General features: G+C 40.1%; 22 protein-coding genes. 13 read left to right on the top strand and 9 right to left on the bottom strand.

Features of this window, described 5'->3' with window-relative positions:
• Positions 1 to 260: 260 nt before the first annotated feature.
• From AC5NT5_RS17690 to AC5NT5_RS17680, 3 genes are all read right to left on the bottom strand, one after another.
• Positions 261 to 3182, bottom strand: a complete 2922-nt coding sequence (locus tag AC5NT5_RS17690) for a TonB-dependent receptor (RefSeq protein WP_494513673.1) — start codon at positions 3180 to 3182, stop codon at positions 261 to 263.
• Between the two features lie 418 nt (positions 3183 to 3600).
• A complete protein-coding gene (locus tag AC5NT5_RS17685; RefSeq protein ID WP_182673024.1) occupies positions 3601 to 4299 on the bottom strand; it encodes a metallophosphoesterase in 699 nt (232 codons plus the stop codon).
• Between the two features lie 220 nt (positions 4300 to 4519).
• Complete coding sequence (locus tag AC5NT5_RS17680) at positions 4520 to 4762, bottom strand: YfhL family 4Fe-4S dicluster ferredoxin (protein WP_182673023.1); 243 nt, start codon at positions 4760 to 4762, stop codon at positions 4520 to 4522.
• Between the two features lie 231 nt (positions 4763 to 4993).
• Between AC5NT5_RS17680 and AC5NT5_RS17675 the strand changes: the two genes are divergently transcribed.
• The gene (locus AC5NT5_RS17675; protein ID WP_494513672.1) at positions 4994 to 5887 is read left to right on the top strand and encodes a LysR family transcriptional regulator; all 894 of its coding nucleotides are present in this window, start codon (positions 4994 to 4996) and stop codon (positions 5885 to 5887) included.
• Positions 5888 to 5921: 34 nt separating this feature from the next.
• Here the strand turns inward: AC5NT5_RS17675 and AC5NT5_RS17670 are convergent, their stop codons facing one another.
• On the bottom strand, positions 5922 to 6794 hold the full coding sequence (locus tag AC5NT5_RS17670; RefSeq protein WP_494513671.1) for an EamA family transporter: 873 nt from the start codon (positions 6792 to 6794) through the stop codon (positions 5922 to 5924).
• Between the two features lie 224 nt (positions 6795 to 7018).
• The gene (gene trhP / locus AC5NT5_RS17665) at positions 7019 to 8404 is read right to left on the bottom strand and encodes a prephenate-dependent tRNA uridine(34) hydroxylase TrhP (protein WP_494513670.1); all 1386 of its coding nucleotides are present in this window, start codon (positions 8402 to 8404) and stop codon (positions 7019 to 7021) included.
• Between the two features lie 275 nt (positions 8405 to 8679).
• On the opposite strand from trhP, the gene ndk reads away from it, so the two are divergent.
• From ndk to der, 9 genes are all read left to right on the top strand, one after another.
• Positions 8680 to 9111, top strand: coding sequence for a nucleoside-diphosphate kinase (gene ndk, locus AC5NT5_RS17660; RefSeq protein ID WP_002961288.1), 432 nt, complete (start codon positions 8680 to 8682; stop codon positions 9109 to 9111).
• Positions 9112 to 9281: 170 nt separating this feature from the next.
• Positions 9282 to 10412, top strand: a complete 1131-nt coding sequence (rlmN, locus tag AC5NT5_RS17655; protein ID WP_002961289.1) for a dual-specificity RNA methyltransferase RlmN — start codon at positions 9282 to 9284, stop codon at positions 10410 to 10412.
• A 126-nt stretch (positions 10413 to 10538) separates the two neighbouring features.
• The gene (gene pilW, locus AC5NT5_RS17650; protein WP_494513669.1) at positions 10539 to 12377 is read left to right on the top strand and encodes a type IV pilus biogenesis/stability protein PilW; all 1839 of its coding nucleotides are present in this window, start codon (positions 10539 to 10541) and stop codon (positions 12375 to 12377) included.
• The gene (locus AC5NT5_RS17645) at positions 12374 to 13240 is read left to right on the top strand and encodes a RodZ domain-containing protein (protein ID WP_494513668.1); all 867 of its coding nucleotides are present in this window, start codon (positions 12374 to 12376) and stop codon (positions 13238 to 13240) included. Before pilW ends, AC5NT5_RS17645 begins: the two co-directional genes overlap by 4 nt.
• A 5-nt stretch (positions 13241 to 13245) precedes the next feature.
• Positions 13246 to 14364 (top strand): flavodoxin-dependent (E)-4-hydroxy-3-methylbut-2-enyl-diphosphate synthase, encoded by a 1119-nt coding sequence (gene ispG, locus AC5NT5_RS17640; RefSeq protein WP_002961295.1) that lies wholly within the window; start codon positions 13246 to 13248, stop codon positions 14362 to 14364.
• A 136-nt stretch (positions 14365 to 14500) separates the two neighbouring features.
• The gene (gene hisS, locus AC5NT5_RS17635) at positions 14501 to 15781 is read left to right on the top strand and encodes a histidine--tRNA ligase (RefSeq protein ID WP_494513667.1); all 1281 of its coding nucleotides are present in this window, start codon (positions 14501 to 14503) and stop codon (positions 15779 to 15781) included.
• Positions 15782 to 15800: 19 nt separating this feature from the next.
• The gene (locus AC5NT5_RS17630; protein ID WP_494513666.1) at positions 15801 to 16421 is read left to right on the top strand and encodes a YfgM family protein; all 621 of its coding nucleotides are present in this window, start codon (positions 15801 to 15803) and stop codon (positions 16419 to 16421) included.
• Between the two features lie 10 nt (positions 16422 to 16431).
• Positions 16432 to 17610, top strand: coding sequence for an outer membrane protein assembly factor BamB (gene bamB / locus AC5NT5_RS17625; protein ID WP_494513665.1), 1179 nt, complete (start codon positions 16432 to 16434; stop codon positions 17608 to 17610).
• A gap of 74 nt (positions 17611 to 17684) precedes the next feature.
• Positions 17685 to 19151 (top strand): ribosome biogenesis GTPase Der, encoded by a 1467-nt coding sequence (gene der, locus AC5NT5_RS17620; protein ID WP_024597862.1) that lies wholly within the window; start codon positions 17685 to 17687, stop codon positions 19149 to 19151.
• 78 nt (positions 19152 to 19229) lie between these two features.
• On the opposite strand, the gene AC5NT5_RS17615 is transcribed toward der, so the two are convergent.
• Both AC5NT5_RS17615 and AC5NT5_RS17610 read right to left on the bottom strand, forming a co-directional pair.
• Positions 19230 to 19733 (bottom strand): TFIIB-type zinc ribbon-containing protein, encoded by a 504-nt coding sequence (locus AC5NT5_RS17615; protein ID WP_494513664.1) that lies wholly within the window; start codon positions 19731 to 19733, stop codon positions 19230 to 19232.
• Positions 19734 to 19772: 39 nt separating this feature from the next.
• Positions 19773 to 20360: a DUF4202 domain-containing protein gene (locus AC5NT5_RS17610; RefSeq protein ID WP_494513663.1), complete on the bottom strand. Its 588-nt coding sequence runs from the start codon at positions 20358 to 20360 to the stop codon at positions 19773 to 19775.
• A 227-nt stretch (positions 20361 to 20587) separates the two neighbouring features.
• On the opposite strand from AC5NT5_RS17610, the gene AC5NT5_RS17605 reads away from it, so the two are divergent.
• Positions 20588 to 22315 carry a DUF885 domain-containing protein gene (locus tag AC5NT5_RS17605; protein WP_494513662.1) on the top strand — a complete coding sequence of 576 codons (1728 nt, stop codon included), beginning with the start codon at positions 20588 to 20590 and terminating at the stop codon, positions 22313 to 22315.
• A gap of 119 nt (positions 22316 to 22434) precedes the next feature.
• Positions 22435 to 23742, top strand: a complete 1308-nt coding sequence (locus AC5NT5_RS17600; RefSeq protein WP_494513661.1) for a DASH family cryptochrome — start codon at positions 22435 to 22437, stop codon at positions 23740 to 23742.
• A gap of 29 nt (positions 23743 to 23771) precedes the next feature.
• Here AC5NT5_RS17600 and AC5NT5_RS17595 read toward each other — a convergent pair whose 3' ends face one another.
• Positions 23772 to 24836 (bottom strand): YeiH family protein, encoded by a 1065-nt coding sequence (locus tag AC5NT5_RS17595; RefSeq protein WP_188161903.1) that lies wholly within the window; start codon positions 24834 to 24836, stop codon positions 23772 to 23774.
• A gap of 121 nt (positions 24837 to 24957) precedes the next feature.
• Between AC5NT5_RS17595 and AC5NT5_RS17590 the strand changes: the two genes are divergently transcribed.
• Positions 24958 to 25836, top strand: coding sequence for a LysR family transcriptional regulator (locus AC5NT5_RS17590; protein ID WP_494513660.1), 879 nt, complete (start codon positions 24958 to 24960; stop codon positions 25834 to 25836).
• A gap of 65 nt (positions 25837 to 25901) precedes the next feature.
• Here AC5NT5_RS17590 and AC5NT5_RS17585 read toward each other — a convergent pair whose 3' ends face one another.
• Positions 25902 to 26288 (bottom strand): hypothetical protein, encoded by a 387-nt coding sequence (locus tag AC5NT5_RS17585; RefSeq protein WP_139015396.1) that lies wholly within the window; start codon positions 26286 to 26288, stop codon positions 25902 to 25904.
• Positions 26289 to 26304 lie beyond the last annotated feature (16 nt).

The following is a 26304-nucleotide window of genomic DNA, read 5'->3' as shown; positions in this document are numbered from 1 at the left end:
ACTCACTAAGTAGCTCATGCCTCGCTATGCGTTGCGGTCTGCCATCTCAGTGGGGTCGCATTATAGGGAGAACAGATTTTTACGCAAGCGTTTTATTGACAAAACTTTAAATAAAGCACTGTTCGCTGAGAATTTGAGCTAAACGCATTAAAAACACAACATAACTAGCACTTTATTAACATTTAACGCCTATTAAAGTGTTTGTTATGGCCTGCGCTATCAAAAAATACTGTCTACAGACCAGCTATTAAGTCAATTATCTAAAAGCTATAGTTAAAGCCCGCGTAAAAACGACGACCTGAGTAGCTAGTATTGAGTAATCGCGCATCGGTGTCATTTCCTAAACGCGTTACTGATTCAGATTTAGTTAAATTAATAACCGCTGCGGTAAGGCTAAGCCCGTCGTATAAATTTACAGATGCATTTACATCGATTTGTTCGTAAGGGTCTTGGTATACATTTAATCCGCTATTTAAACCGAGTACTGTTTCGCCGCGCTTATTATAAGAAGCACGTACATTAAAATAACCTCCTTCATAATAAACAGAGGTGTTGTACTGATACTTTGCACTACCTATTAAAGCCGACTGACCAAATTCTTCACCATTAATTGTTACATCTGCTTTATTGGTTTTGTTATAAGTGTAATTTGCGTAAAAGCCAAAACCACTATCAAAGGCATGCTGAATAAATACTTCCGCGCCTTTTGATACTGCATCGGTGCCATTACCTACAGTGCTGTAAGGGGCTATATTAATAGTCCCTGCATCCACTATATTATTTTTACCAGCAAAGTTTTGCTCTACGTCGATCACCAGTGGCACGACAAAGTTATCTACTTTTTTATGAAAAAGCGCCAATCCAACAGCAGAACCTTCGCCGTAATAATACTCAATAGATAAATCGGCTTGAATTGATTCAAATGGCTTCAAGTTTTTATTACCGCCACTGCCGCTAAAACCTAGCTGTTCATTAAATGCAGCTCTATCATCTGCCCATTCATCTGATACAAATGTAATACGCTGCTGCGCACCTAAATCACTATAGTCAGGACGAGATATTACTTTAGCTATTGCCCCACGAATAACTAAATCGTCGGTTGCATCCCACGCTATATTAAAGCTTGGCAAAACTTGAGTGTCTTTGTTTTGCTGAATGACTAATTGATAGTCTTCTACAAAACGAGCGTCACCTGTTACTGGCTCACCTGTTTCATCATTTGTGTGATCTAATTGGTAGGTATATAAGTCAGTAGATGAAGTAAGTGTTTTTGTTTGCACAACACGCACACCCAAATTACCTCTGACTTCACTAAATTCAAAATCACCTTGTATATAAAAAGCCGATATTTTCTCTTCTATATCGTAAACAAAATTATCTTCAATGCGCGTATAAGGTACATAACTAGCAGTGACCATATCGCGGTATTTATTCCAGTCGATACTTGGCATTTGGTTTATATCAAAACCACCTGCAATATTATTCTCACTAGTAAATACATTTTGAGCTAATGGCATTCCACCATTCCACTGGTAGCTATCAAAACGGGTAATACCTTGCTCACTTGCTTCCCCTGCAGCAATATCAAAATTTGGATCTAAAAAGAAGGTGTTGCCGGTTTCACGGTGAAGAGTTGAATTGCGGTATTTAGCACCGGTTTTAATTGTTTTTAAAAAGCCCCAATCAACATAAAATTCCACATCAGCTTGGTAGTAATCTTCTTCTAGCTCACTGCGTACAAAGCTTGAGTTTGAAGAGCCCGCATCACGACCGCCTCCAACTCCATTTTGTAAATTAACTAATGTATTAGGGTCGATATTAAGTGACACATTATTTTGATTGAGTGACCAGCCAGCCGTTTGAGCTGCGTTTTGAATAGTGGCTGCGTTTTCGCCCGCGTTAGAACTTTTATACGCCGCTTCCCAGCTTTCTTCTGGGCCGCCCTCTGATTGTGTATTACCAATTACAAAGCGCGCTTTAAAATTATCACCTTCATAGGTTAAATTAAAATCAAAGGTATCGGAGGTAGATTCCTCGCGTACGTAGCTGCCACGCATCCACGGAAATTGCATATCATTTTCGACACCACTTGCCATTGCATCGTATTGCATAGCAGTAACAATAGTGCCCGACTCATCAAGATTTACATCCGTCAAAAAATCAGGATTTAAAGACCACTCTGGTATATCAATCACAGATTCTGTTCTGTCTTGCCCAAGTGTAAAACCAAAATAATTAAAGCCAAGCTCTAAACGATTTGTTGGTCGCCACTGTGAACTAAATTGAATCCCTTCGCGCTCACGTTTTTCGTTAAGAACAGAACCTCGAACAACTTGCGGAAACCAAACGCCATCGTAACTGTTGCCGTTTGCATCATTAATAGTATCCCAACCGTTATTGTTATCAACTGTATTACCATGTATATCTGTTGCTTGCCCAGTGCCAGTATAGCGCCATACATTAGCATTAGTACCGCCCGAAAGCGTTCTGTTTGTCCGTTCCTGATAGGTATAGCCAACTAATACACCAAAGTTTTCGTTGTCGTTTTTCCATGAATATAAACCCGTAAACTGCGGTTCGTACTCTTTTGTAACATCAGCGTAAGTACTCTCGATATTAAAGACACCCGAGTTTGCATCCATATTTAAAGGTTTTCGGCTGTGCATTAATACAGTGCCACCAACCCCACCTTCATCAAAGCGTGCCTCTGGCGATTTATAAACCTCGACGCTTTCAATCATTGAAGACGGTAACAAAGCATAATCAAACGAACGCGAAGGCTCCCCCGGAGAAGATGCTATAAAATTACCATTAAGCTGTGTAAAGGTAAGTTCTGACGATAAACCACGAATACTGACAGATGAACCTTCCCCGCCATCACGCTCAATTACCACACCGGGTACACGCTGAAGTGAGTCTGCAACGTTTTTATCAGGGAACTTTCCAATGTCTTCCGCGGTAATGGCATCAACTACTGAGCCAGACATTCGTTTTACATCTAAGTTTTCGGCCATACTTGAACGGATACCACGTACTTCTATTACTTCCATATCTTTTGCGTGCTGCGAGTTTTCTTGCGCTGCAACAGCACACGTAGAACCCAAAGCAGAAAAAATTGATACATAAAGTGACGACTTACAAAACGTTGAAAAAGGGAAAGGGTATATGCTTGCTACTATCATGTGAGAGGCTGTTCCATTTAAATCTGCTTATATAAAACCTAAAGCGAGAAGTTAGTCCTTTTACGTAAATTATTTACGAAATGGCAAAAAATTGTTCCCAATTCTACACAGCCAAACTTAACCGTTTGTTAATCATCAATATTAAAACTAAATAAACGTTTCATATAACTGTATTAATACCTATTGAATGAAACTTAAAATCCAACCCACACATCAAAACCACTCTTAATTAACAAGCTAAGAGAGGCTTTGTTGAATTTAATAGCTTAATAAAATAATTACGGTGCATAAATCATCATAAAGTGTATACAAAAATACGAAGGGGATAATTAGATGTGGTAGTCAGCAGTTTATACTTTAAAAAGCAAAACTGCCGGATGATATTTGAAAGAAGTAACAATTGCTAAATAGCGCTTGGTTAATCAAGCGTAGCAATAACCTCTGAAAGCTCTAAGAGTGTAGGCTTTCCACCATAATAATTTGTATCTATATGATAACTATTACCAACCCAAAAAGGCGCTTTAGTTGAGTTATGTCCATGTATTGAAAAGTCGACTCCATGACTTTTAACTACCTTATTTTGTTTAACTACTTCGCGATCCCACAATAAAGATTGCACGATTAGCGATTTATCATCAGGGTAATTCTCCCAATCCCACGATTGTGCAAATGTATGAGACAACCCTATTATATAACCACGATACTCAAGTACTATTGAAAGCGGTTTAGTTAGTAACTCATCGCACATGACACTGAGCTTTTCACTTGATACCGACTTGTGCCAATTACCACCATTATCAGTCCATAAATTAAAAGCCGCTTTATCATTACTTAATAATGATTCCAACATTAAATGCTCATGATTACCTAATATCATACATGCCCTAATGGCTTGTAAGTATGTAAATAAGTCATATGTTTTATCCCCGCGATCAACAAAATCGCCAAGGCAAAACAAAGTATCTCTTTCAGGGTCAAAATTTACGTTATTAAGTGCGTTTTTTAAGGCCGGTAAATCACCATCAAGATCGCCAATTACAAATACTCGGCACTCATCATTAATAAATATGGCTTGTTTTGAAGATACAGCCTGAATAGCGTTAATACCTATATCCAAAATAGACTCCTATAGAATGCAATCTAAAACCTAGATTAATACTTGAGTTTATAAAGCCTTAAGGTAACACAATATAGTTGATAATTAATGAAGGTAATAAGATTTGATAGAAACTAAAAATGCATGGTAGAGGACCTTAGCTACAACCTAAATAAGTAATGTGAGTAGTGTTTTTAGCTTAAATTAAAAGCGGCTTAGCAAAATACCTGACCAGCTATTTTCAGGTTAACCGCACAAATTTTTCTGCTAGTTCGTCCAAGGTTTCACGCTTATTCGGATCGGGCTTTATGCAGTCAATAGGGCAAACACTTACGCAAGTAGGTTTATCATAATGCCCTACACACTCAGTACATTTACTAGCATCTATTTGGTATATTTTAGCGCCCATATAAATAGCCTCATTAGGGCATTCTGGGTCACACATATCGCAGTTAATGCATTTACTATTTATGAGTAGAGCCACTTATAAGCCTCGTTCATTAAAGTCCATATAAAACAAGCAATGAAAAAATAGAGCATTCACTGCTGTATTTTAAATAATATGATTAACAGCGTTAAATTATGCATTTTATTAACTTTTTCTTTGTTGATCTTTATCAATAAAAACCTCGGTCTTCTCTACTTTTAATCTCTAATGAAATTTTAAAGTGCCGCTGTTAATATTGTCTATCTCCTAAATAATAAAGTAGTTCTAATGGCAGCTAGTTATTCTCTTGATGATTTACGTTACTTTTGCACCATAGTAAAACTAGGTAGCTTTAAAAAAGCATCCATAAACCTTGGTATGTCACTATCAACTTTAAGCCGTAGAATACGTTTATTAGAGCAAGCTCTGCAATTAACGTTACTAAATCGAGATGCTCATCGGGTAACACTTACGCATACTGGCGAATTATATTACGACCGCTATCGTAAGTTATTTGACGAAGTAGAGTGTATTGAGCAAGCACTTTATGATGAGAAAGACCAACCTAAAGGGAAAATTAGGATCTCTGCACCCATTTACATGGGTAAACACTTTTTAAGTGCTATTTTTTGTGAATTTTTACTGCAATATCCCGATATTCAATTAGATTTACGCTTTTCCAATAACCTTATTGATATTGAAAAAGAAGGAATTGATACAGCGTTTAGAGTGAGAAACCCAGCCATCGATAATTGGGTTATTAGAGAACTTAAGCTTACTCATAACCTGCTGTGTGCTCACCAAAATTATGCTCATCATCCCATCACTCATCCGGAGCAATTAGAAGAACACCCAAAAATTACGTGCGTTGGGTTAGTTCCGTGGCAGTTAAAAAATCAGCAAACGAGCGAAGAATACAGCTTTAATCCAAACACGCATGTCCGATTAGAAGTTGATGAAATTCAAATGATGAAACAAGCCGTTGAGTCTGGTGTGGGCATTAGCTACATTCCTGATTATATAGCATTGCCTCTTATTGAAGCCGGAAAGCTTAAACGTATTCTTCCTGACTGGCAAAGTGAAGGGCAGCCATTTTCTATGCTTTATCGCGACAGAAAACAAGTACCTTATCGGGTACGACTATTAATAGAGCATACATTGCAACACTTCAACGAAAAGTAGCAATGTATGCTTTTACAAAGAAAGCTTTAAACGTTTAAAAACTAAGCCTAAGTACAATTACACCTAAAAATGCTGTTGCTAATCCTATCACTTCTTGGCGTGTAAAAGACTCTTTTAGGATGATGCGTGAGTACAATAAAATAATTAAAATGTTCATCCCTGAAATTGCCGAAACGAGCCCTGTATTACCAATTGCAAAAGCCGATATTATTGCCACCATACCTGCCACGTTTGTTAATCCAATCAGTAACCCGCATGAAAATGTTTTACTCGCAGACCAATACCCTTGAGAAGTGCCTTGCTCTGCTAGCATTTTTTTACGCTTTACTAACCAACTAACAGCAAAAAGAAAACTACCAAAACCAAACATAGACGTTAGCGTTGCAAACGTATCGGCCTCAAGAAGTGTTGATTGCTTACCCATTAAATCATTAAATGCAAAGGCAAGTGCAGCGAGTAATCCCCATTGCGCACCTTGTAGGTTGTTCAACGAAATATCGCTTGAATAACGAATGATATAAAGGCCACCAAAAATAATGAAAAAGCCAATTAATTGAATTGTTGTTAAGGTCTCCTGCCACAATAAAAAAGCAAATAAAAGGACAAACAGAGGCGTTAATCCCGATAAAATACTAATTAAAGACGCTTTACCAACCGAAAACCCCTTATGCAACAATCCATTAGCAGCAAAAGAGCCAAAACCTAACGCTAGCCCAACCGTAATGTCTGCCCAGCCATACCATGTATGTTCAAATACCACTGTACTTAGCGCACTAATAACAAATCCTACAAAAAATACAGCGAATAATAGTAAGTTACGGTTAATCTTTTTCTGCGACGTCCATTGATACAACACTCCTCGAGCACCAAAAAAAACGGTTGCGAGTAATGCAAAAATTATCCACATACAAAAATGATTCCTTTAAAAAGTAATGGGGTAACAGTGAGGAGCGATTTAACAACACGTGTTAAGTACGAATATCCATTATATTCGCTTTTAAAATTTTATAAATAAGCATTAATGATAAGATAAATTCCATAAATGGTATCTAAAAAATAGCAGATGAAGATATAACTGCTCAGCGTCACTCTATTTAATAAAATAGCTTTGAGCAGTTATTAGAGTGGATCCTAACTGACCTTTTTGAACGGATTACGTGTATCTTGGTGCGCATCAAGATTACGCATTAAAATAGCGTGATCTAAGTTAATGCTCTCATCTAGCGGGATTTTTACAATGTGACCAGAGCCTTTAGCATCGCGAATACTTTCGCCTCTTTTGTTTTCCATATATTCAAGCGTAAAAGTAATGTTGCCTTGTGGTGTCATAAGCTCTAAAGAGTGACCAGTACAAAATTTATTTTTAACGTCTATTTCAACTAATCCATTTTCGCAGCGCCCAAGTACTTCACCCACAAATTGCTGCTTAGTTGATACAGAGTGACCGTATTCATAGTTTTGATAATCTTGGTGGGCATGGCGTTTTAAAAAGCCTTCGGTATAACCACGATGCGCCAAGTTTTCTAATGTTTTAAATAAGCTAGTATCAAATGGTTTACCCACAGCGGCATCATCTATTGCTTTACGATAAACTTGTGCAGTGCGCGCCACATAATAAAATGACTTAGTACGCCCTTCTATTTTTAAACTATGTACCCCCATTTTTGTTAACTGCTCTACGTATTGCACAGCGCGTAAATCTTTGGAATTCATAATATACGTGCCGTGTTCATCCTCAAACGCAGGCATATACTCACCAGGGCGACCTTGTTCCTCTAGAATAAATACATCGTTGCTTGGCGCGCCTTCACCCAATGTAGGAATCACCTGTTTGGGGTCAATTTTATGTACCATTTCGCCAGTTTCGTTCTCAACACCAGGTTTTACATCGTAATCCCAGCGACATGCATTAGTACATGTGCCTTGATTTGGATCGCGCTTATTTATGTAACCAGAGAGCAAACAACGCCCCGAATACGCCATACACAGTGCACCATGTACAAATACTTCAAGTTCGGTGTCTGGGCAGAGTGTGCGTATTTCGGTTATTTCTTCGAGCGACAGCTCCCGTGATAAAATAACCCGTTCAATCCCCTGCTTTGCCCAAAATTGTACACTCGCGTAATTGACCGCATTCGCCTGTACTGATAAGTGGATTGGCATCGAAGGCCATTTTTCACGAACAAGCATAATTAAACCAGGGTCTGACATAATCAGCGCATCGGGCTTCATCGCAATAACTGGCTCTATATCACGTAAATACGATTTAACTTTAGCATTATGCGGCGCAATATTAGACACCACATAAAACTTTTTATTTTGCGCATGCGCCTCACTAATGCCTATTTGCAGGGCCTCTAGGTCAAACTCATTATTACGCACACGCAAACTATAACGAGGCTGCCCCGCATAAACCGCATCTGCGCCATAAGCAAACGCGTAGCGCATGTTTTTTAAACTGCCTGCGGGGCATAATAATTCAGGAATAAAAGGCATTGAAGAAATAACGGGTAACATGTGCGCTCCATACATCGAACTGGGTTTAAACCAGTTGCATGAGTTTTACCAATTTGATTGAAAAATTAAGCATTAATCCAGTGAAATTGGTGTTATTGAAAAATACATAAACACAAGCGCAGCAGTATAAATATGGCTAATAATTTAAATTTGATCGAGATCATAAAACAGCAATCAAACTGGTTTTTAATAAAATTAGGATTTTTCACTTAAAACGCGTATAATTCGCGCCCGTTAATATTCACACTTTTACTTAAAATTATTGGAGCATAAAGATGGCTTTAGAGCGTACTTTCTCAATCGTAAAACCTGATGCAGTTGCTAAAAACCACATTGGCGCTATCTACAACCGTTTCGAAACTGCTGGCCTTAAAATCGTTGCAGCTAAAATGGTTCACCTTTCACAAGAGAAAGCTGAAGGTTTCTACGCAGAACATAGCGAACGTCCTTTCTTTGGCGCTTTAGTATCTTTCATGACATCTGGTCCAGTAATGGTTACAGTTCTTGAAGGCGAAAACGCTGTTCTTAAAAACCGTGAAATCATGGGTGCTACTAACCCTGCTGAAGCACTAGCTGGCACTTTACGTGCAGACTACGCTGATAGCATCGACGAAAACGCTGTTCACGGTTCTGATGCTGTTGAATCTGCTGCTCGCGAAATCGCGTACTTCTTCGCTGACGAAGAGCTTTGTTCACGTACTCGTTAATTCGAATTCGTTAACAAAATGAAAAGGGCTTTCGGGCCCTTTTTTAGTCATTACGCAAAGTATCCATAAGTGCATTTTTTGATATTTTACTTAATGATTAAAGTGAGTGAATTGTGTACAATTCGTCCTCGTAAATTTTTATCTCCACCGTCACCGATTGAGGTTGTTTCATGACCGAGCAAAAAAAGATTAACTTATTAGATTTAAACCGAGATGCAATGCGCGAGCTATTTGCATCGTTCGGTGAAAAGCCGTTTCGTAGTGACCAGGTGATGAAATGGATTTATCATTTTGGCGTAGATAACTTCGACGAAATGACTAACGTAAATAAAAAGCTTAAAGAAAAGCTTAAAGCTGAGTGCGAAATTGTAGCGCCAGAAATAACAGTTCGCCAACAAGCAAGCGACGGCACTATTAAGTACGCGCTTATTCTTGAAGGCGGCCAAGAAGTAGAAGCCGTTTGGATCCCTGAAAAAGAGCGCGCTACGTTATGTGTATCATCACAAGTGGGTTGTGCACTTGAATGTACTTTTTGTTCTACTGCTCAACAAGGCTTTAACCGTAACTTAAAAGTATCTGAAATTATTGGCCAAGTTTGGCGTGTAGCTAAAGATATAGGCCTTGATGGTCATAGCGAAAAGCGCCCAGTGACTAATGTTGTGATGATGGGTATGGGCGAGCCTTTACTTAATCTTAAAAACGTAGTGCCAGCAATGGAACTAATGATGGACGATTGGGGCTTTGGTTTATCTAAGCGCCGCGTAACATTAAGTACGTCAGGCGTTGTACCTGCTCTTGATTTACTAAAAGAAAAAATTGACGTAGCACTGGCTATATCTCTTCATGCACCAGATAACGCATTGCGTGACATTTTAGTGCCTGTTAATAAAAAGTACCCTATTGAAGAGTTTTTAGCGGCATGTCGTCGTTATATCGACGGTTCAAAAGCTAATAAAGACGTAACTGTTGAATACGTTATGCTTAATGGCATTAACGACAGCACTGACCAAGCGCATGCATTAGTACAAACGTTAAAAGGCACACCGTCTAAGGTAAACCTTATTCCGTTTAACCCGTTCCCGGGTAACGAGTACACACGCTCAAGTAATAGCCGTATCGACCGCTTTTCAAAAGTACTACAAGCTGCAGGTGTAACCTGTATTGTGCGCCGTACTCGCGGTGATGATATTGACGCCGCTTGCGGTCAATTAGTCGGTGACGTAGTTGACCGTACTAAACGCTTAGCTAAAAAGAAAATCCGTGACGATAACGCGATTGCCGTTAATATCCACCAAGCATAATCTGTAACAGCCTTATATGAATAAGCCATATAAGGCTGTTAAGTTGTTTATTTTTAAATAAATGATGCAAGAGTAAAGCTTTTAGGTAAGATAGGCGACATGGACTAAAAATAAAGAGATAAGGTAATGCGATCTATACTTGCTATAACACTATCAACACTTGCCCTAAGTGGCTGTGTGAGCGAAAGTAGTTATAACGGCAGTAATAAACCCGTCGTCGAAAATAAAGTTAATAATACTGGCGCAGCACGAACACGAATTGCTTTAGCCCTACAGTATTTAAAAACGGGTAATAATTCTCAAGCCAAATACAATTTAGAACGTGCAGCAGCATTTGCTCCTGACTTACCTGAAGTACATTACTCTCTTGCTTATTACTACCAACAAGTGGGCGAAAATCCGCTAGCTGATAAAGCCTACCAAAAAGCACTTGAAATCAAGCCAGACGATCCTAACACCCTCAATAACTACGGTGTGTTTTTATGTGGTATTGATGAATACGATCGTGCAACTGATCAATTTTTAAAAGCTATTGAAGTACCAAGTTATATTCGTGTTGCCGAAAGCTACGAAAATTTAGCCTTGTGTGCTATTGAATTTGATGATTTTGAAAATGCAGAAAGCTACTTTCAACAGGCACTTAATCACAGCTCTCAGCGAACATCTACATTAATTAGCTTAGCCGCACTGTATTACGCTAAAAGTGACTTGTACAAAGCCAGTGAACTTTTAAAACGCTATGAAAGTACGGGTCGAGTATCTTCTCGCGCATTAATGCTTAACTATCTTGTAAAAAACCGAATGGGCAGAATTGAAGAAGCTGAAAAAATTTCAAACACTATTTTGCAAACTTACTCTACCAGCAACGAAGCCTATGCGTTAAAAGAGAAAAGAACACGTTTTAATGAGTTTGAAATACTGCGAGAAAAATACCGTAAAGCGCAGTTAAAAGAACTAAAAAATGACGCAAGCGGCGCGCACGTTAGTTCAAAACCAAAAATAAAAGTTATTAGAAAGAAACGTTCGCCAGAGGACGGGTCAACAAGCTTGGTAACAAACAACGAGCAAAAAACAGATAAAAAGCTCGCAATAGCAAATAACCAAGATGTAAATCCAGTTATAGCAAGAGAAAAGCAAGCTCAAGCATTGCCAAATACGCTCATTACGCAAGCCGACGAAGCAACCGTAATAGCAAAACAAGTAACGACCCAAAAAGAAGAAGCTCCTAAAGTCGTCGCGCCAAGCAATCCTACCGATACATCGGCTGTTATGCTTGCACTTACTACTGAGCACGACTCTGCAGATTCTATAGTAGCAGCGCCTGAAAAAGCACAGCCCGTTTTAGAACCTCAAAAAGAAGTTATACCGACAAAACAACCGGATAAAGCCGATGACGAGGTAACAATAATCTCGTTTGGCGCACCTAAAACAGGCCAGTTTAATTCGCAGCAAACTAGTAACTACAGTAATTCTGCACCTGCAGTTACGAATCAAAAAAACAGTAGTGACGTGGTATTCTACGAAGCGACTAAAAATACAACCGTTTTTGAAAACAGCAACTATCAAAATAATGCTGATATTGAATTTAAAAGCTACGAAGCAGTGCAAAAAACTGAGCTTCCAATGCTTAATCCTAAAGTATCGCCTTTACGCGTGCCATTTCATGTAATTGCTGTTGGCGAAAACCTATTTAGCATTTCGGTGCGATACAATGTTAAACTACAAAAACTCCTGCAATGGAATGGTTTAAAAGAGTCGGATCGGGTAATGAATGGAAGTAAAATATACCTAAACGATCCTAATATTTATTACGAAATTAAAGCTGGTGATTCCCTTTACGATATAGCTACCCAGCGGCATGTATTAATTGATGAATTAATGCGATGGAATAAATTAAGTCCTGATATAGCATTAAAACCAGGGCACAGACTTTTACTAGTGGATCCAGACTCATACACATTATGAATGAAGAAAATACGCAAACACAGAGCGAACAGCCAACTGTAGGCCAAATACTAAAAAATCATAGAGAGCAAGCAAACGTTAGCATCGCAACTATTGCTGCACCGTTAAAGCTGTCTGAACTTCAAATTAAACGCCTTGAAAATGATGAATTTGCGTTACTAGGCCCTATCACTTTTGTTAAAGGCTATATAAAAAATTATTGCCGTGAATTAAAAGTCGATAGCGCACCTATATTAGCAATGATGCCGGCCCCACCAGAGCCGACCAAGCCCGCTAATATGCAAAGCTTTTCGCGCCGAACAGAAAAAGAAGCAAGCGACAGCCGTTTAATGTTTTTTAGTTATTTAATTTTAGCGATTGTTATTGGCTCATCTGCTTTATGGTTTTGGCAAAACGCCACCCCCATTGAAGAGCAAACCAGTAAAATAAACGTTGCCAACTCAATAATGAGTGAACGACAAGCAGCTCAACCCAGTATTTTACAGCAACAGCAACAAGCCGAAATTAACGACGAATTACTATTAGAATCAAAAGATACGCTTGAAACATCAACAAGCCCAGAAGCCGTTACAGAAACGGCTCCTATTACTTCTAACAACGAAAGCCAAGAAGATGCTAGCAGTACAATTGTTATGAACTTTAACGGCGAAAGTTGGGTTGAAATTTACGATGGCGAAGGCGAAAAAATAGCATTCGGCGTTAAAAAAGCAGGCTACATTATGACCGTAAGCGGAACGCCTCCTTTTTCAGTTGTGCTTGGTAAGCATGACGCTGTAGACATTACTTTAAACGGCGAACCTGTAGATGTTTCTGCATTTCCTAAAAACCGTTTAGCCAAATTTACATTACCACTAGCAGAGTAGTCGCTATGTTTTCAGAATCCCCAATTAAACGCAGAAAATCCACCCGTATCAATGTAGGTAACGTCCCTATTGGTGACGGCGCCCCTATTGCTGTGCAATCAATGACCAACACCGACACCATGGATGTTGATGCAACCGTTGCACAAATTCAGGCAATACAAGATGCAGGTGCCGACATAGTGCGTGTATCAGTACCGACTATGGACGCAGCTGAAGCGTTTAAAAGTATTAAAGAACAAGTGACTATTCCGCTAGTAGCCGATATTCACTTTGATTACCGTATAGCCTTAAAAGTGGCAAAGTACGGCGTAGATTGTCTGCGCATAAACCCAGGTAATATAGGTAGCGAAGAGCGTATAAGAGCTGTGGTCGATTCGGCTCGCGAGCATAACATTCCTATTCGTATAGGTGTAAATGGCGGCTCACTTGAGCGCGACTTACAAGAAAAATATGGCGAGCCCACACCTGAAGCCTTATTAGAATCAGCAATGCGCCATGTAGATATATTACGCCGCCTTGATTTTGACCAATTTAAAATATCGGTAAAAGCATCAGACGTATTTTTAGCGGTAGGCGCCTATCGCTTACTCGCTAAAGAAATAGACCAACCACTACATTTAGGTATTACCGAAGCGGGCGGCATGCGATCTGGCTCGGTTAAATCAGCCGTAGGTTTAGGTATGCTACTTGCCGAAGGTATTGGCGATACACTGCGAGTGTCGCTTGCAGCTGACCCTGTTCAAGAAATTAAAGTAGGTTTTGATATTTTAAAATCGCTGCGCATACGTTCGCGCGGTATTAACTTTATTGCCTGCCCAAGCTGTTCTCGTCAAGAGTTTGATGTAGTAAGCACCATGAACCAGCTAGAAGAGCGCCTTGAAGATATTATTGAGCCTGTATCGGTTTCGGTAATTGGCTGTGTTGTAAACGGCCCGGGTGAAGCCCTTGTGAGTGATATTGGCCTTGCCGGTGCAAACCGTCGCTCAGGTTTATACATTAATGGCGAGCGCCAAAAAGCGCGTATTGACAACAACAACATTGTTGACCAGCTCGAAGGCTACGTGCGCGACTTTATTGCTCAAAAAGAGCAGCAAACACCTATCGATATTAAAATAGTCGAATAAATACCGTATAAAGCGCCAAACAGCGGTGTTTGGCGTTTACCTTTATGACCAGAACGCTATAATAGCGGGTCAATTTTTAGCATTCTTGTTGTGTAAGCATTTTTTATTACACATAAACAGCATTTAGGATTTATCAGTGGCAAAACAAATTCAGGCAGTTCGCGGTATGAACGATTGTCTGCCGGGCGATACACAAGTTTGGCAGAAAGTAGAAAGCATTTTACGCGAGACAGTAGCATCGTTCGGTTATCAAGAAATTCGTTTTCCTATTGTAGAATCAACCGACTTATTTAAACGCTCTATTGGTGAAGTTACCGATATAGTAGAAAAAGAAATGTACACCTTTGCCGATCGCAATGGCGACTTATTAACACTTCGCCCAGAAGGCACCGCAGTATGCGTACGTGCTGGCAACCAAAATGGCTTACTATATAACCAAGAACAACGCCTTTGGTACATGGGTCCAATGTTTCGTCACGAGCGTCCGCAAAAAGGTCGTTACCGTCAGTTTCACCAATTTGGTTTAGAAACATTTGGTATTGCCACAGCCGACATAGACGCAGAAGTTATTTTATTAACAGCGCAACTATGGGAAGCCTTTGGTATTACAGAGCACGTTCGTTTAGAGCTAAATTCTTTAGGGTCTAACGAAGCGCGTGCAGATTACCGTGATGCGTTAGTAGCCTACCTTGAGCAACACATTGATGTACTTGATGAAGACTCAAAACGTCGTATGTATTCAAACCCATTACGCGTACTTGATAGCAAAAACCCAGACGTACAAGCAATTTTAACTGATGCGCCTAAATTGTCTGAAAACTTAGACGCTGAATCAAAAGAACATTTTGAAAATTTATGTGAACGTTTAGACGCTGCTGGCGTCTCATATACGGTTAATGAAAAGTTAGTACGTGGTTTAGACTACTACAACCGTACCGTATTTGAATGGGTAACCGATAGTTTAGGCGCACAAGGCACTGTATGTGCTGGTGGTCGTTACGACGGCTTAGTTGAGCAACTTGGCGGCAAAGCAACGCCAGCAGTTGGTTTTGCAATGGGTCTAGAGCGCTTAGTGTTATTACTACAAGCGCTTGAGTGTGTAGGTGACATTCGTCGTAATGCTGATGTATATTTAGCAGCAATGGGCGACAAAGCAAGCATTCAAGCTCCTGCAATTGCAGCGCAACTACGTAAAGACGTACCGGGTTTACGCGTTATGGTGCATGCGGGCGGCGGCAACTTTAAAAAACAATTAAAACGTGCTGATAAAAGCGATGCACTTGTTGCAGTGATTATTGGTGAAGATGAATTAGAAAAAGGCGTTGTGACCATCAAGTATTTACGCGAGCGTAAAGAACAAGTCACATTAGAATTAGAACAAGCTAAAGCGCTATTAGCTGAGCTTATTAACGGCTAAGCGAACATTAGAGGTAAGAATGGATATTTATTCAACAGAAGAACAACAAGCAGAAGCCATTAAACGCTTTTTCCGTGAAAACGGCATTTCACTTGCGCTAGGCATACTTGTTGGCCTTGGTGGCTTATATGGCTGGAAAACATATAACCAAAACCAAATTACTACCGCTGAAAAAGCATCAGATTCATATACAGCGCTTGTTGAAAGTGATGATGTATTATCTTCAGCTGATGCGTTTATTAGCGAAAATAAAGATACAAACTACGCAACACTTGCTGCATTTGTTGCTGCAAAAGACGCTGTAGAAGCTAAAAAATTAGACGTAGCAAGCGAAAAGCTAAGCTGGATAGTGTCTAACACTGAAAATACAGAATTAAAAGCAATTGCGATTACACGTTTAGCGCGAATTCAAATTGCACAAACTAAATATGTCGATGCATTAACTACATTAAATGCACCATTACCTGAAGCATTCAATGCAAACGTTGCCGAGCTTAAAGGCGACATCTACACACAGCAAGGTAACAAAGATCAAGCACGTACTGCATACCAAGCAGCAATAGATGCGGGTGGATTAACAAGTAACCCACTATTACAAATTAAGTTAGATGACCTAGCAGTAACTAGCCCAGCGGCATAAGGTTTTAGGTATGAAAAAATTTACAACAGCAGCCCTTGCCCTATGTATGGCAACACTGATGGGTTGTTCATCAAGTGATGATGAAGATGAACTAGTACTTCCTGAAATTGTAAACCAATTTGAAACTGACGTTGTTTGGCAAGAATCTGTAGGTGATGGCGTAGAGCATTACTTTTCTCGTTTAACACCAGCTGTTTACAAAGATATTGTATATGTTGCTAGCCGCGAAGGCCAAGTAGAAGCGCTTTCGCTTACTAACGGCGATACCAAGTGGGAAACCGATGTACGCCAAGATTTATCGTTTTGGCCATGGGCTGACAACGGTAATGCAAAATTATCAGGTGGTATTTTGCAAGCCTATGGTAAAATTTATATAGGTTCTGAACACGGCTTTATTATTGCTCTTGATCGCGAAACCGGTGAAGAAGTTTGGCGTAAGAATGTACCAGGCGAATCACTGTCTAAGCCGACAGCAGGCGATGGCTTAATATTTGTAAATTTAGGCTCTGGTAAATTGTTAGCGCTTCACCCAGATACGGGCGAAGAGCGTTGGAGTTTTGAACAAGAAGTTCCACCACTAACATTACGCGGACAAAGCTCGCCAACTGTTGCTAACGGTGGTGTATTAGTAGGCCTTGAAACAGGCAAGCTAAGCGTTTTAATTTCAGACAGTGGTTACTCAGCATGGAGCGCAGAAATTGCGGTTGCTAAAGGCGCATCAGAATTTGAACGCCTAGTTGACGTAGACACTCAACCACTTATTAGCGGTCCATATGCTTACGCTATAGCTTACAACGGCAACTTAGCTGCTGTAGATATTCGCTCTGGCAACGTAGTGTGGAAACGTGAGTACAGCAGCTACCGCGAAATTGCGATGGATGCACAAACAATTTATTTAGTAGATAGCGATGGTGTTATTTACGCATTAGATAAAAATTCAGGTATTGAACGTTGGAGCCAACCCGCTCTACGTGGTTGGTACCTAACAGGCCCTGCAGTTGCAGGTAGCCACTTAGCTTTAGGCGACCAAGAAGGTAACCTACATTGGCTAAATAAAGAAACTGGCGAGCTAGTATCTCGAGAAGACTTTGACAGCTCAGGCTTTTTTGTTGAGCCAGTTGTTGCCGACGATAAGCTAATTTTATACACCCGTGATGGTGAAGTTAGTATGGTAAAAATACCAAACTAAGTTACTAATAGTCATATGGTTTTTTTAAGGCTTCGCACTGCGAAGCCTTTTGTTGTTTTTTAAAGAGGTAGTTTATGCTTCCCGTGATCGCTCTAGTTGGGCGACCCAATGTGGGCAAATCCACATTATTTAACCGTTTAACACGTACTCGTGATGCACTCGTAGCCGATTTCCCAGGTTTAACACGAGATAGAAAATATGGCCAAGCTAGTTACGATGGCTATGAATTTATCGTGGTAGACACGGGCGGTATTGATGGCTCAGAAGAAGGCATCGAAATCGAAATGGCAGATCAATCTCTGCTAGCCATTGAAGAAGCCGACATTGTTCTGTTTTTAGTAGATGCTCGTGTAGGTATGACCGTAGCTGATCAAGCCATTGCTAATCACTTGCGTAAACAAGAGAAAAAGTGCTTTGTTGTTGCCAATAAAACCGACGGCATTGATGCAGATTCAAACTGTGCTGAATTTTACCAATTATCATTAGGTGAAATACATCACATTGCAGCTGCACATGGCCGTGGTATTACCCTATTACTTGAACAAACACTTCAGCCGCTTATTGCTGAACTAGCCGCTCAAGATGAAGAAGTAACAGGTGATGACGAAGAACTAATCGACCTTTACGAAGAAGGCGAAGGTGATGATACCGATCATCAAGCGTTTGCAGACAAACCTGTAAAGCTTGCTATTATTGGTCGCCCTAACGTTGGTAAGTCAACACTTACAAACCGTATATTGGGTGAAGATCGTGTAATTGTATATGATATGCCAGGTACAACGCGCGATTCTATTTATATTCCAATGACGCGTAACGACAAAGAGTATGTCTTAATTGACACAGCCGGTGTTCGTAAGCGCAAAAAAGTAAGTGACGTAGTTGAAAAGTTCTCGGTAATTAAAACACTACAAGCAATCGAAGATTGTAACGTGGTTTTACTTGTGGTGGATGCGCGCGATGGTATTTCTGATCAAGACTTAAGCTTATTAGGTTTTGCGCTTAACTCAGGTCGTTCACTGGTTATTGCCGTTAATAAATGGGATGGCCTTGACGACTACGTTAAAGATCGTATTAAAACAGAGCTTGATCGCCGTTTAGGCTTTATTGACTTTGCACGCTTACACTTTATATCTGCACTTCACGGTACAGGTGTTGGTCATTTATTTGAATCAGTTGATGAAGCGTACGAGTCAGCAACTAAGCGTATTAGCACCGCAATGCTTCGCCGTATTATGGACATGGCACAGGCCGATCACCAGCCGCCACTTGTTCGTGGTCGTCGTGTTAAGCTTAAATATGCGCATGCCGGTGGTTATAACCCGCCACGTATTGTAATTCATGGTAACCAAGTTCACGATTTACCAGATAGCTACAAACGCTACCTGATGAACTATTACCGTAAAGCACTTAAAATTATGGGCACCCCAATCAAAATTGAATTCAGAGAAGGTGATAACCCATTTGCAGGGCGTACTAATAAAGTAACGCTTTCGCAAAAACGTAAAATACGTGCCTTTGCAAAAGAAAACCGTAATAAATAAATTCATTAGAGTTAATTTACTACAAAAAAACGGCGTACTTTTTAGTACGCCGTTTTTGTTTTAATACGTTATTAAGAGTTACAAGCCAAGTAAAGCTAAGCGCACCAAGTTCTCAAGCGTGGTTTCATGCGCACTTTTATTTTTATTAGTTGGCATAAACCTAGACGCAGGCGATTTAATAGTTATAAACCCATGATTGGTTGCCATTTCGTGGGCTAACAGCTTTCGCTCTCGGGGGGTTAAATGGTTTTCGTGTATTTTTGCCAGCTCGCCACTATCAAGCCATATTCCTGCACAACCAGGGCATTCGTCTATCTCAACCACTTTGAGCGGCGAAAAATACCGGCGCATCATTACTATACTTGGGCATTTAGGGCAATTTACTCGCGATGAGACATCGCCCTCATCTTCGGTATAATTACTCAAATACTTAAGTAAAACCTGACCATGCTTTAACTGTGGCGAGCTAAACTTAAAAATTTGGCTGTTATCAAAAAATACGCCGCCTTGCGCTGACGAAAAAACAGTAATCCCGCCAATTAATAACGGCTCAAGAGAGGTATTTGTGCGTGGGCATAACATTCTAAAATCCTTTTATTTTAATACTTAACTTACACTACTTTACTCAAGCGCTTTGTGAATAAGCCCAACAAGCGGCTCTGGCAATGTGATATTACCTGCAAGTACAAATTCATGGGCTTCATCTGACATTTTTTGCAATGTACGGCGAATAATACCAATCCATTTTTCTTCATTGTAATCTGGCTTTGCATTAGCAAATCCAAGCATGTAATGCTCAATAAATACAAGGCTTGCTACGTCTTCTACTAATTGGCTGTCTGGATTACGTTTAATATTCTTTTTAGCGACTGCATCGTACACTCGGTTTTGCTCAACATCGCTGTACCCAGCTTGCTGCATGAGTGCAACAACACTACTTGCATGAAATATATAAAGTGCACTGCGCCACTGATGATAGCCCTGTTTATTCATTTCAAAGTCACTACGTGGCGACTTCCAACGCTGAATATGCTGTGCACGCACTGCAATTTGCATGAGTTCATCGGCATCGGGTTTAAATCGGCTAAGCATGTTGCTCATACGCTGTGAGTATAAATACTCTTTAGGAACACTCTCCCCATTAAGTTGCTCACTGTTAGGGTCTTGGTTGTTTGCTTCATCAATTAAGGCGATTACTTTATTAAACATGACGGTCATTTTTTATAATAAGTTTTAATCATTCTAAACGCTGGTAAAACAATAAACTAGTGTGCCACTCAGTTACGCAGTGAAATTTGTTCAATCAAAAAGTTATACTAAGAAGTACAGGTTATAAAAGTAAGCGCATTGATTAAATTAACTTGTTATTATCTTAGAAACAAAAATAACATATGTGCGTAAACTAATAAAAATCAACGCGCTAAAATGAGAATAATATGTTTAAAAAAAGTATTTTAGCTATTTGCTTAGCTGTTACATCGCTACCAAGCCTTGCCGACAGTAACAGTGATTTAAAAACCATTATTGATAACCACTGGCAAAACGCCAAAGCTGAAAAAATATTTTTTCGTACCGACCCAGACGGCTGGAAGCCAAACGGTACATTGCCAAATTGGAGCGAGCAAGCCATTGCAAAGCGCCAAGCTTATAACAACAGCGTACTAAAAAGCTTAGCCAGCATTGACCCAAAAACGCTCAACAACGAGCAGCTAATGAACTACCGCTTATTTAAATATGAGCGAGAAACCGAGCAGCAAAGCTACCTTTATCAAGATAAATATTTCCCGGTTAATTTTTTAAGTGGCTGGCATACTTATTTTGCTGAAGCACCAGCTAATATGGCTTTTTTAACAGCTGATGATTACAACGCATTTTTAATAAGCCTTGCCGACTACCCGCGCTTTAATCAGCAAAATATTGATTTAATGAAAGAAGGAATAAAAACAGGATTTACTCATTATTGTAAAACCTTTGAAAATTACAGCCAAAGCATTAGTGCGCATATAGTTAAAAACCCCGAAAACAGCGCCCTTTACGAGCCCTTTACGCGTATACCTAATACCTTTAGTACAGTGCAAAAAGCAAGCTTAAAACAAAAAGCCCAAGCTGTAATTGAAGACAAAGTAATTCCTGCTTATCAGCATTTTTATGACTTTTTTAAAAATGACTATATGTCACATTGTAGAGCGCAGCCTGGCATTGCAAGCGTTAAAGGTGGGCTTGATTACTACAAATACACCGTTAATTACTACACCACAACCAATGCCACACCAAAGCAAATTCATGAGCTTGGCCTTAAAGAAGTCGCGCGTATTAAAGCGCAAATGCAAAACATTATTGATGAAGTAGGCTTTGATGGCACCTATAGTGAGTTTTTAGAATTTTTAGCAACCGATGAGCAATTTTACGCGAAAGATTCGCAAGACTTGCTAGAAAAAACCGCTTTTATCACGCAAAAAATGTATGGCAAACTCCCCACTTACTTTGGCCATTTACCGCGTAATACCTTTACTATTAAAGGTTCAGCAAGTCGTGGCGCGTTTTATATGCCACCGGCCGATAACCGCTCCCCAGGTACTTACTTTTTAGCCTCAACGCCTAAGCTACAGCCTTTGTATAACTTAGAAGCACTAAGCCTACACGAAGCAATACCAGGGCATCATTTACAAAACGCCATTGCAATGGAGTTAGACGTACCTGAGTTTAGACGCACACTTAGCCACTCAGCATTTGGCGAAGGCTGGGCACTTTACACCGAACGTTTAGGTAAAGAAGCCGGCTTTTATCAAAACCCTTACAGCGACTTTGGTCGCTTAGGCTATGAAATGTGGCGTGCAGTGCGCTTAGTGGTTGATACCGGTATTCATGCATTTGGTTGGAGCCGCCAAAAGGCAATAGACTACTTGGCAGATCACACCGCTTTGCCACAAAGCGCGGTGGAGGATCAAATAGATCGTTATATATCATGGCCAGGCCAAGCGCTTTCGTACAAAATGGGTGAAATAAAAATACGCGAACTGCGTGCAAAAGCCGAAAAAGAGCTAGGTGCTAAGTTTGATATTCGCAGCTTTCACGACACCGTTATAGGCCAAGGCTCGCTGCCTATGGAAGTATTAGAAGACGTAATAAACGATTGGATAGAAAAACAAAAATCGGCTATTTAACATTCAAGGAGGCGGTATTATTTGCCGCCTCTTTTTAAAACCCTCTTAAACACCTCAAAACTAATCCCTACCCGCTTTTGCTTCGTAAAGTTAATGATTACAAAAACCTGAGTAAACCTATGAGCAAACGCATTTTATATTGGCTACAAAACGATTTACGAATAGACGACAACCCTATTTTAAGCGAACTTGCTACTGAGCAATGCGCGCTCGATATTGTATTTGTTATAAACCCGCACTGGTTTAAAAATAATAACTATCAACAAAAGCCGTATGGCGTGCATAAACAGCAGTTTTTAATGCAAAGCTTGTATGAACTCCAACAAGCACTTATTGAGCGCGGGCAAACACTGCATGTACTTGAAGGCGAACCTGTATCGCTTTTGAAAGCGCGTATTAATGAGCAAAATATTGATGAAGTCGTATACAGCGAGCAATTTGGCCTGTACGAGCAACGCCAAATAAACTTACTCAAAGCACATTGCCCTAATACTAAATTTACAGGAGCGCAGCAAGACACGCTCTTTAAACAAAGTGACCTACCGTTTGATTTAAGCGAATTACCTAAACACTTTACCCCGTTTCGTAAAAAGGTAGAGGCCGCCACTAGCCCCATTTCACTTTCAACATTACCAAACGGTTTGCTCCCTCAGCCAATAACCTTGTGCGCTAAAAAACCTTTAGAGCGTATAGCAAATAATGGCGTAATGCATGGCGGGTTTAAAAGTGCGCAAACACATTTAAAGCAATACTTTTCAGGTTTACTACCAAGTACTTATAAAATAACTCGAAACGAGCTTGATGGCTTTAATAACACCACAAAATTTAGTACCTGGCTTGCTTTAGGTTGTGTAAGTGCGCGGCAAGTTTATAAAGCAGTTGAGGCGTACGAACATAGTCAAATAACAAACGAGTCTACTTACTGGATTAAATTTGAATTGCTATGGCGAGAGTATTTTAAATGGCATGCACTTAAGGCAGGTAAAAGCCTGTTTAGCTTTAAAGGCCAAAAGCAAACAAAACCCCTTACTACATTTATGCCAAACCGCTTTGCTACGTGGTGTAATGGCTCAACACCCTACCCATTAGTCAATGCCATTATGAATGAGCTTAATGCTACGGGTTATATATCAAATAGAGCAAGGCAAATTGCAGCAAGCTGCTTAGTAAACGAGCTTGGCCTTGATTGGCGATACGGCGCAGCTTATTTTGAACAGCAACTGATTGATTACGATGTAGCCGCTAATTGGGGTAATTGGCAATATATAGCAGGTGTAGGCGTAGATCCGCGTGGTGGTAGGCACTTTAATATTGAAAAACAAACGTTACAGTTTGACCCGCACGCTGTTTACACTAATAAATGGCAAGGCAATGAAAATACCAGCGCGCAGCTGGATACCTTAAACGAAGTTGATTGGCCTATTTAAGCCACCAATCAACTTTTACCAAGTAACGTTTAAAACAGCTCAGCAATGCCTATATTAATAACGTAACCACCCAATGTTAAAAACAAAAATAAACACAGCGCCAGTAACAGTGGTTTAATACCTGCTTGGCGAATAGCACCAACATGTGTACGCAGCCCAAGTGCGACCATGGCAATGGTGAGCAATATATTATCAAACCAAACAACTGCGCTTGTAGCCACTTGAGGAATAACTGATAGCGAATGTACACCACTTGCCACAATAAATAACACCGCAAACCAAGGGATTGTAATACCCGCTTTTTGCTCGCCGCCAGGCGCGTTTATATTTGCATGCTTTTTACTTTGCCAAAACGATAAGCCCACTAAAAATGGTGCAAGCATCATCACCCTTAGCATTTTTTCTATAACGGCGGTATCTGCAGCATTGGCGCTTACAGCAGTGCCCGCTGCAACCACTTGCGCTACTTCATGAATAGTTGAGCCTACAAAAATACCGTAAGCGTGTTCACTCAGCCCCATGTAATCAAACATGATTGGGTAGGCAAACATGCTTAACGTGCCAAACACCACCACCGTTGCTACAGCTACCGATACTTTATGCGCCTGCGCTTTTATTACAGGCTCAGTTGCCATAACCGCAGCGGCACCACAAATAGAACTACCCGCGCCAATTAATATGGTTGTTTGTTCATCAAGCTTAAATACGCGCTTACCTAGCTGCACTGCCAAAATAAATGTGCCTAACAGCATTACAACATCGATTAATAAGCCTTCCCAGCCTACACCCGCTACTTGCGCAAAGGTAATTCTAAACCCAAACAACACAACCCCCGCTTTAAGCAATATACTTTTAGCGTAATCAACACCTATATCGGTTTGCGTAGCAATACGCGAAAACACACTGTTACCCACAATAATGCCAAGCACTATACCAATAGTTAAAGAGCTAAATTGCGCACTTTGCATTATGGGTAACTTACTTAATGCAACAGATGCTCCCGCCAAAACAACCACCAGCAGCATACCTAACCACCAGCGCGTATCGCCGTATTGCTTAGTATTAATACCCAAATTTTTAATAGCGCTAAGCATAATATTCTCTCAATTGAACAACTTTAAACTGTTGACTTCATTTTAAGAAAGCGCAAAATATAACTCCAATACATTAAAATCATGATTCGATAACTTAAGGTTATGTGATTTGAGAGGCACAATGAACTTGCACGCACTACGGGTGTTTTATACGGTAGCAAAGCTTGGTAGTTTTTCAGGCGCAGCCGAGGCGCTTTTTATAAGCCAACCGGCTGTATCTAAAGCGCTAAAAGAGCTTGAGCACCAATTAAATATTCAACTTATAGAGCGTGCATCTAAAGGCAAAAAACTTACCTTAAGCGAGGGCGGCCAAGCCTTGTATGATCATGCACGTAGCATTTTTGCCATTGAAAAAGCCGCCATTGAAGATATTAAATCACGCACAGGGCTTAAGCGTGGCACGCTCGTTATAGGCACTAGTACAACCATTGCCAGCTATTGGCTACCGCCCTATTTAGCTAAATTTTGCGCGCAGTACCCAGATATAAAAGTAGAAGTACAAGTTGCCAATACCGCGCAAATTGAGCTTGCCTTACTAGAATGCACTATCGATTTAGCACTGGTTGAGGGCACACCTACCGAGCCGCATATTATAAGTAAGCACTGGCAAAACGATTTAATGAGTGTTGTTATACCGAGTAACTTTAAGCCCGCTAAAAACTTAAAAGCATGGTTAAACAATCAATTTTGGCTACTACGAGAGCCAGGCTCTGGCACTTTAGAAATGTCGGTAAAGTTATTAGCCCAACATGGCGTAATAGCAGAGCGCAGTATGCAATTGGGCAGCAACGAGGCAATAGCAAGGGCAGTAGCACAAGGAATGGGCGTGGCTTTATTGCCAAGTGTAGTTACTGAGGATTTAGTCCAGTTAGGTAAATTAACGCGCCTGAGCCAAAAAAATAACGAGCAACTTTCTCGGCCACTTTATCAACTGCATTATAAAGACAGACCGTCTTCACACGCTGCGCAAGCGTTCGAAAAAAGCCTGTTTAGTGAATAATGTTTGATCTGAGCTGTAAGCCGAGTAAGAAAACGGTTGTGTAACATTAATCGCTTATTGTGGTGTTACCTTAATTTATTATATATAAGCCAACTAGTTGAACCCATTGAAAGTACTAATAAATGAAGAACCAATGTTTCACGATTAAATTCACTAAATAGACTGAGTAAAAAAACTGGAAGTATGCTTAAGATTAAAACTACCGGTAATTTAAATAAATTTAACTTTTGGAGTAATAAGCTAATAGGTAATCCGTAAATGAACATTAATGGATAAAAATAAAATAAACTTCCCACCCCTATTGATACACCAAAACCAACACCTGAAATTAATGAACTCACAGAAGTATAGTTTTCGATACCCGCATAAAAATAACAAAAACCAAGGACTGGTAATGCAATTAAAGGACTAAGAATCGCAGCAATCAAATTTTTACGTAGATCCTTAGACATATTAAGACATACCACA

This window comes from Pseudoalteromonas sp. J2K-J599, from assembly GCF_059295115.2.
Note: the sequence above shows the minus strand (reverse complement) of the source record. Positions and strands in the feature narration are given on the sequence as shown.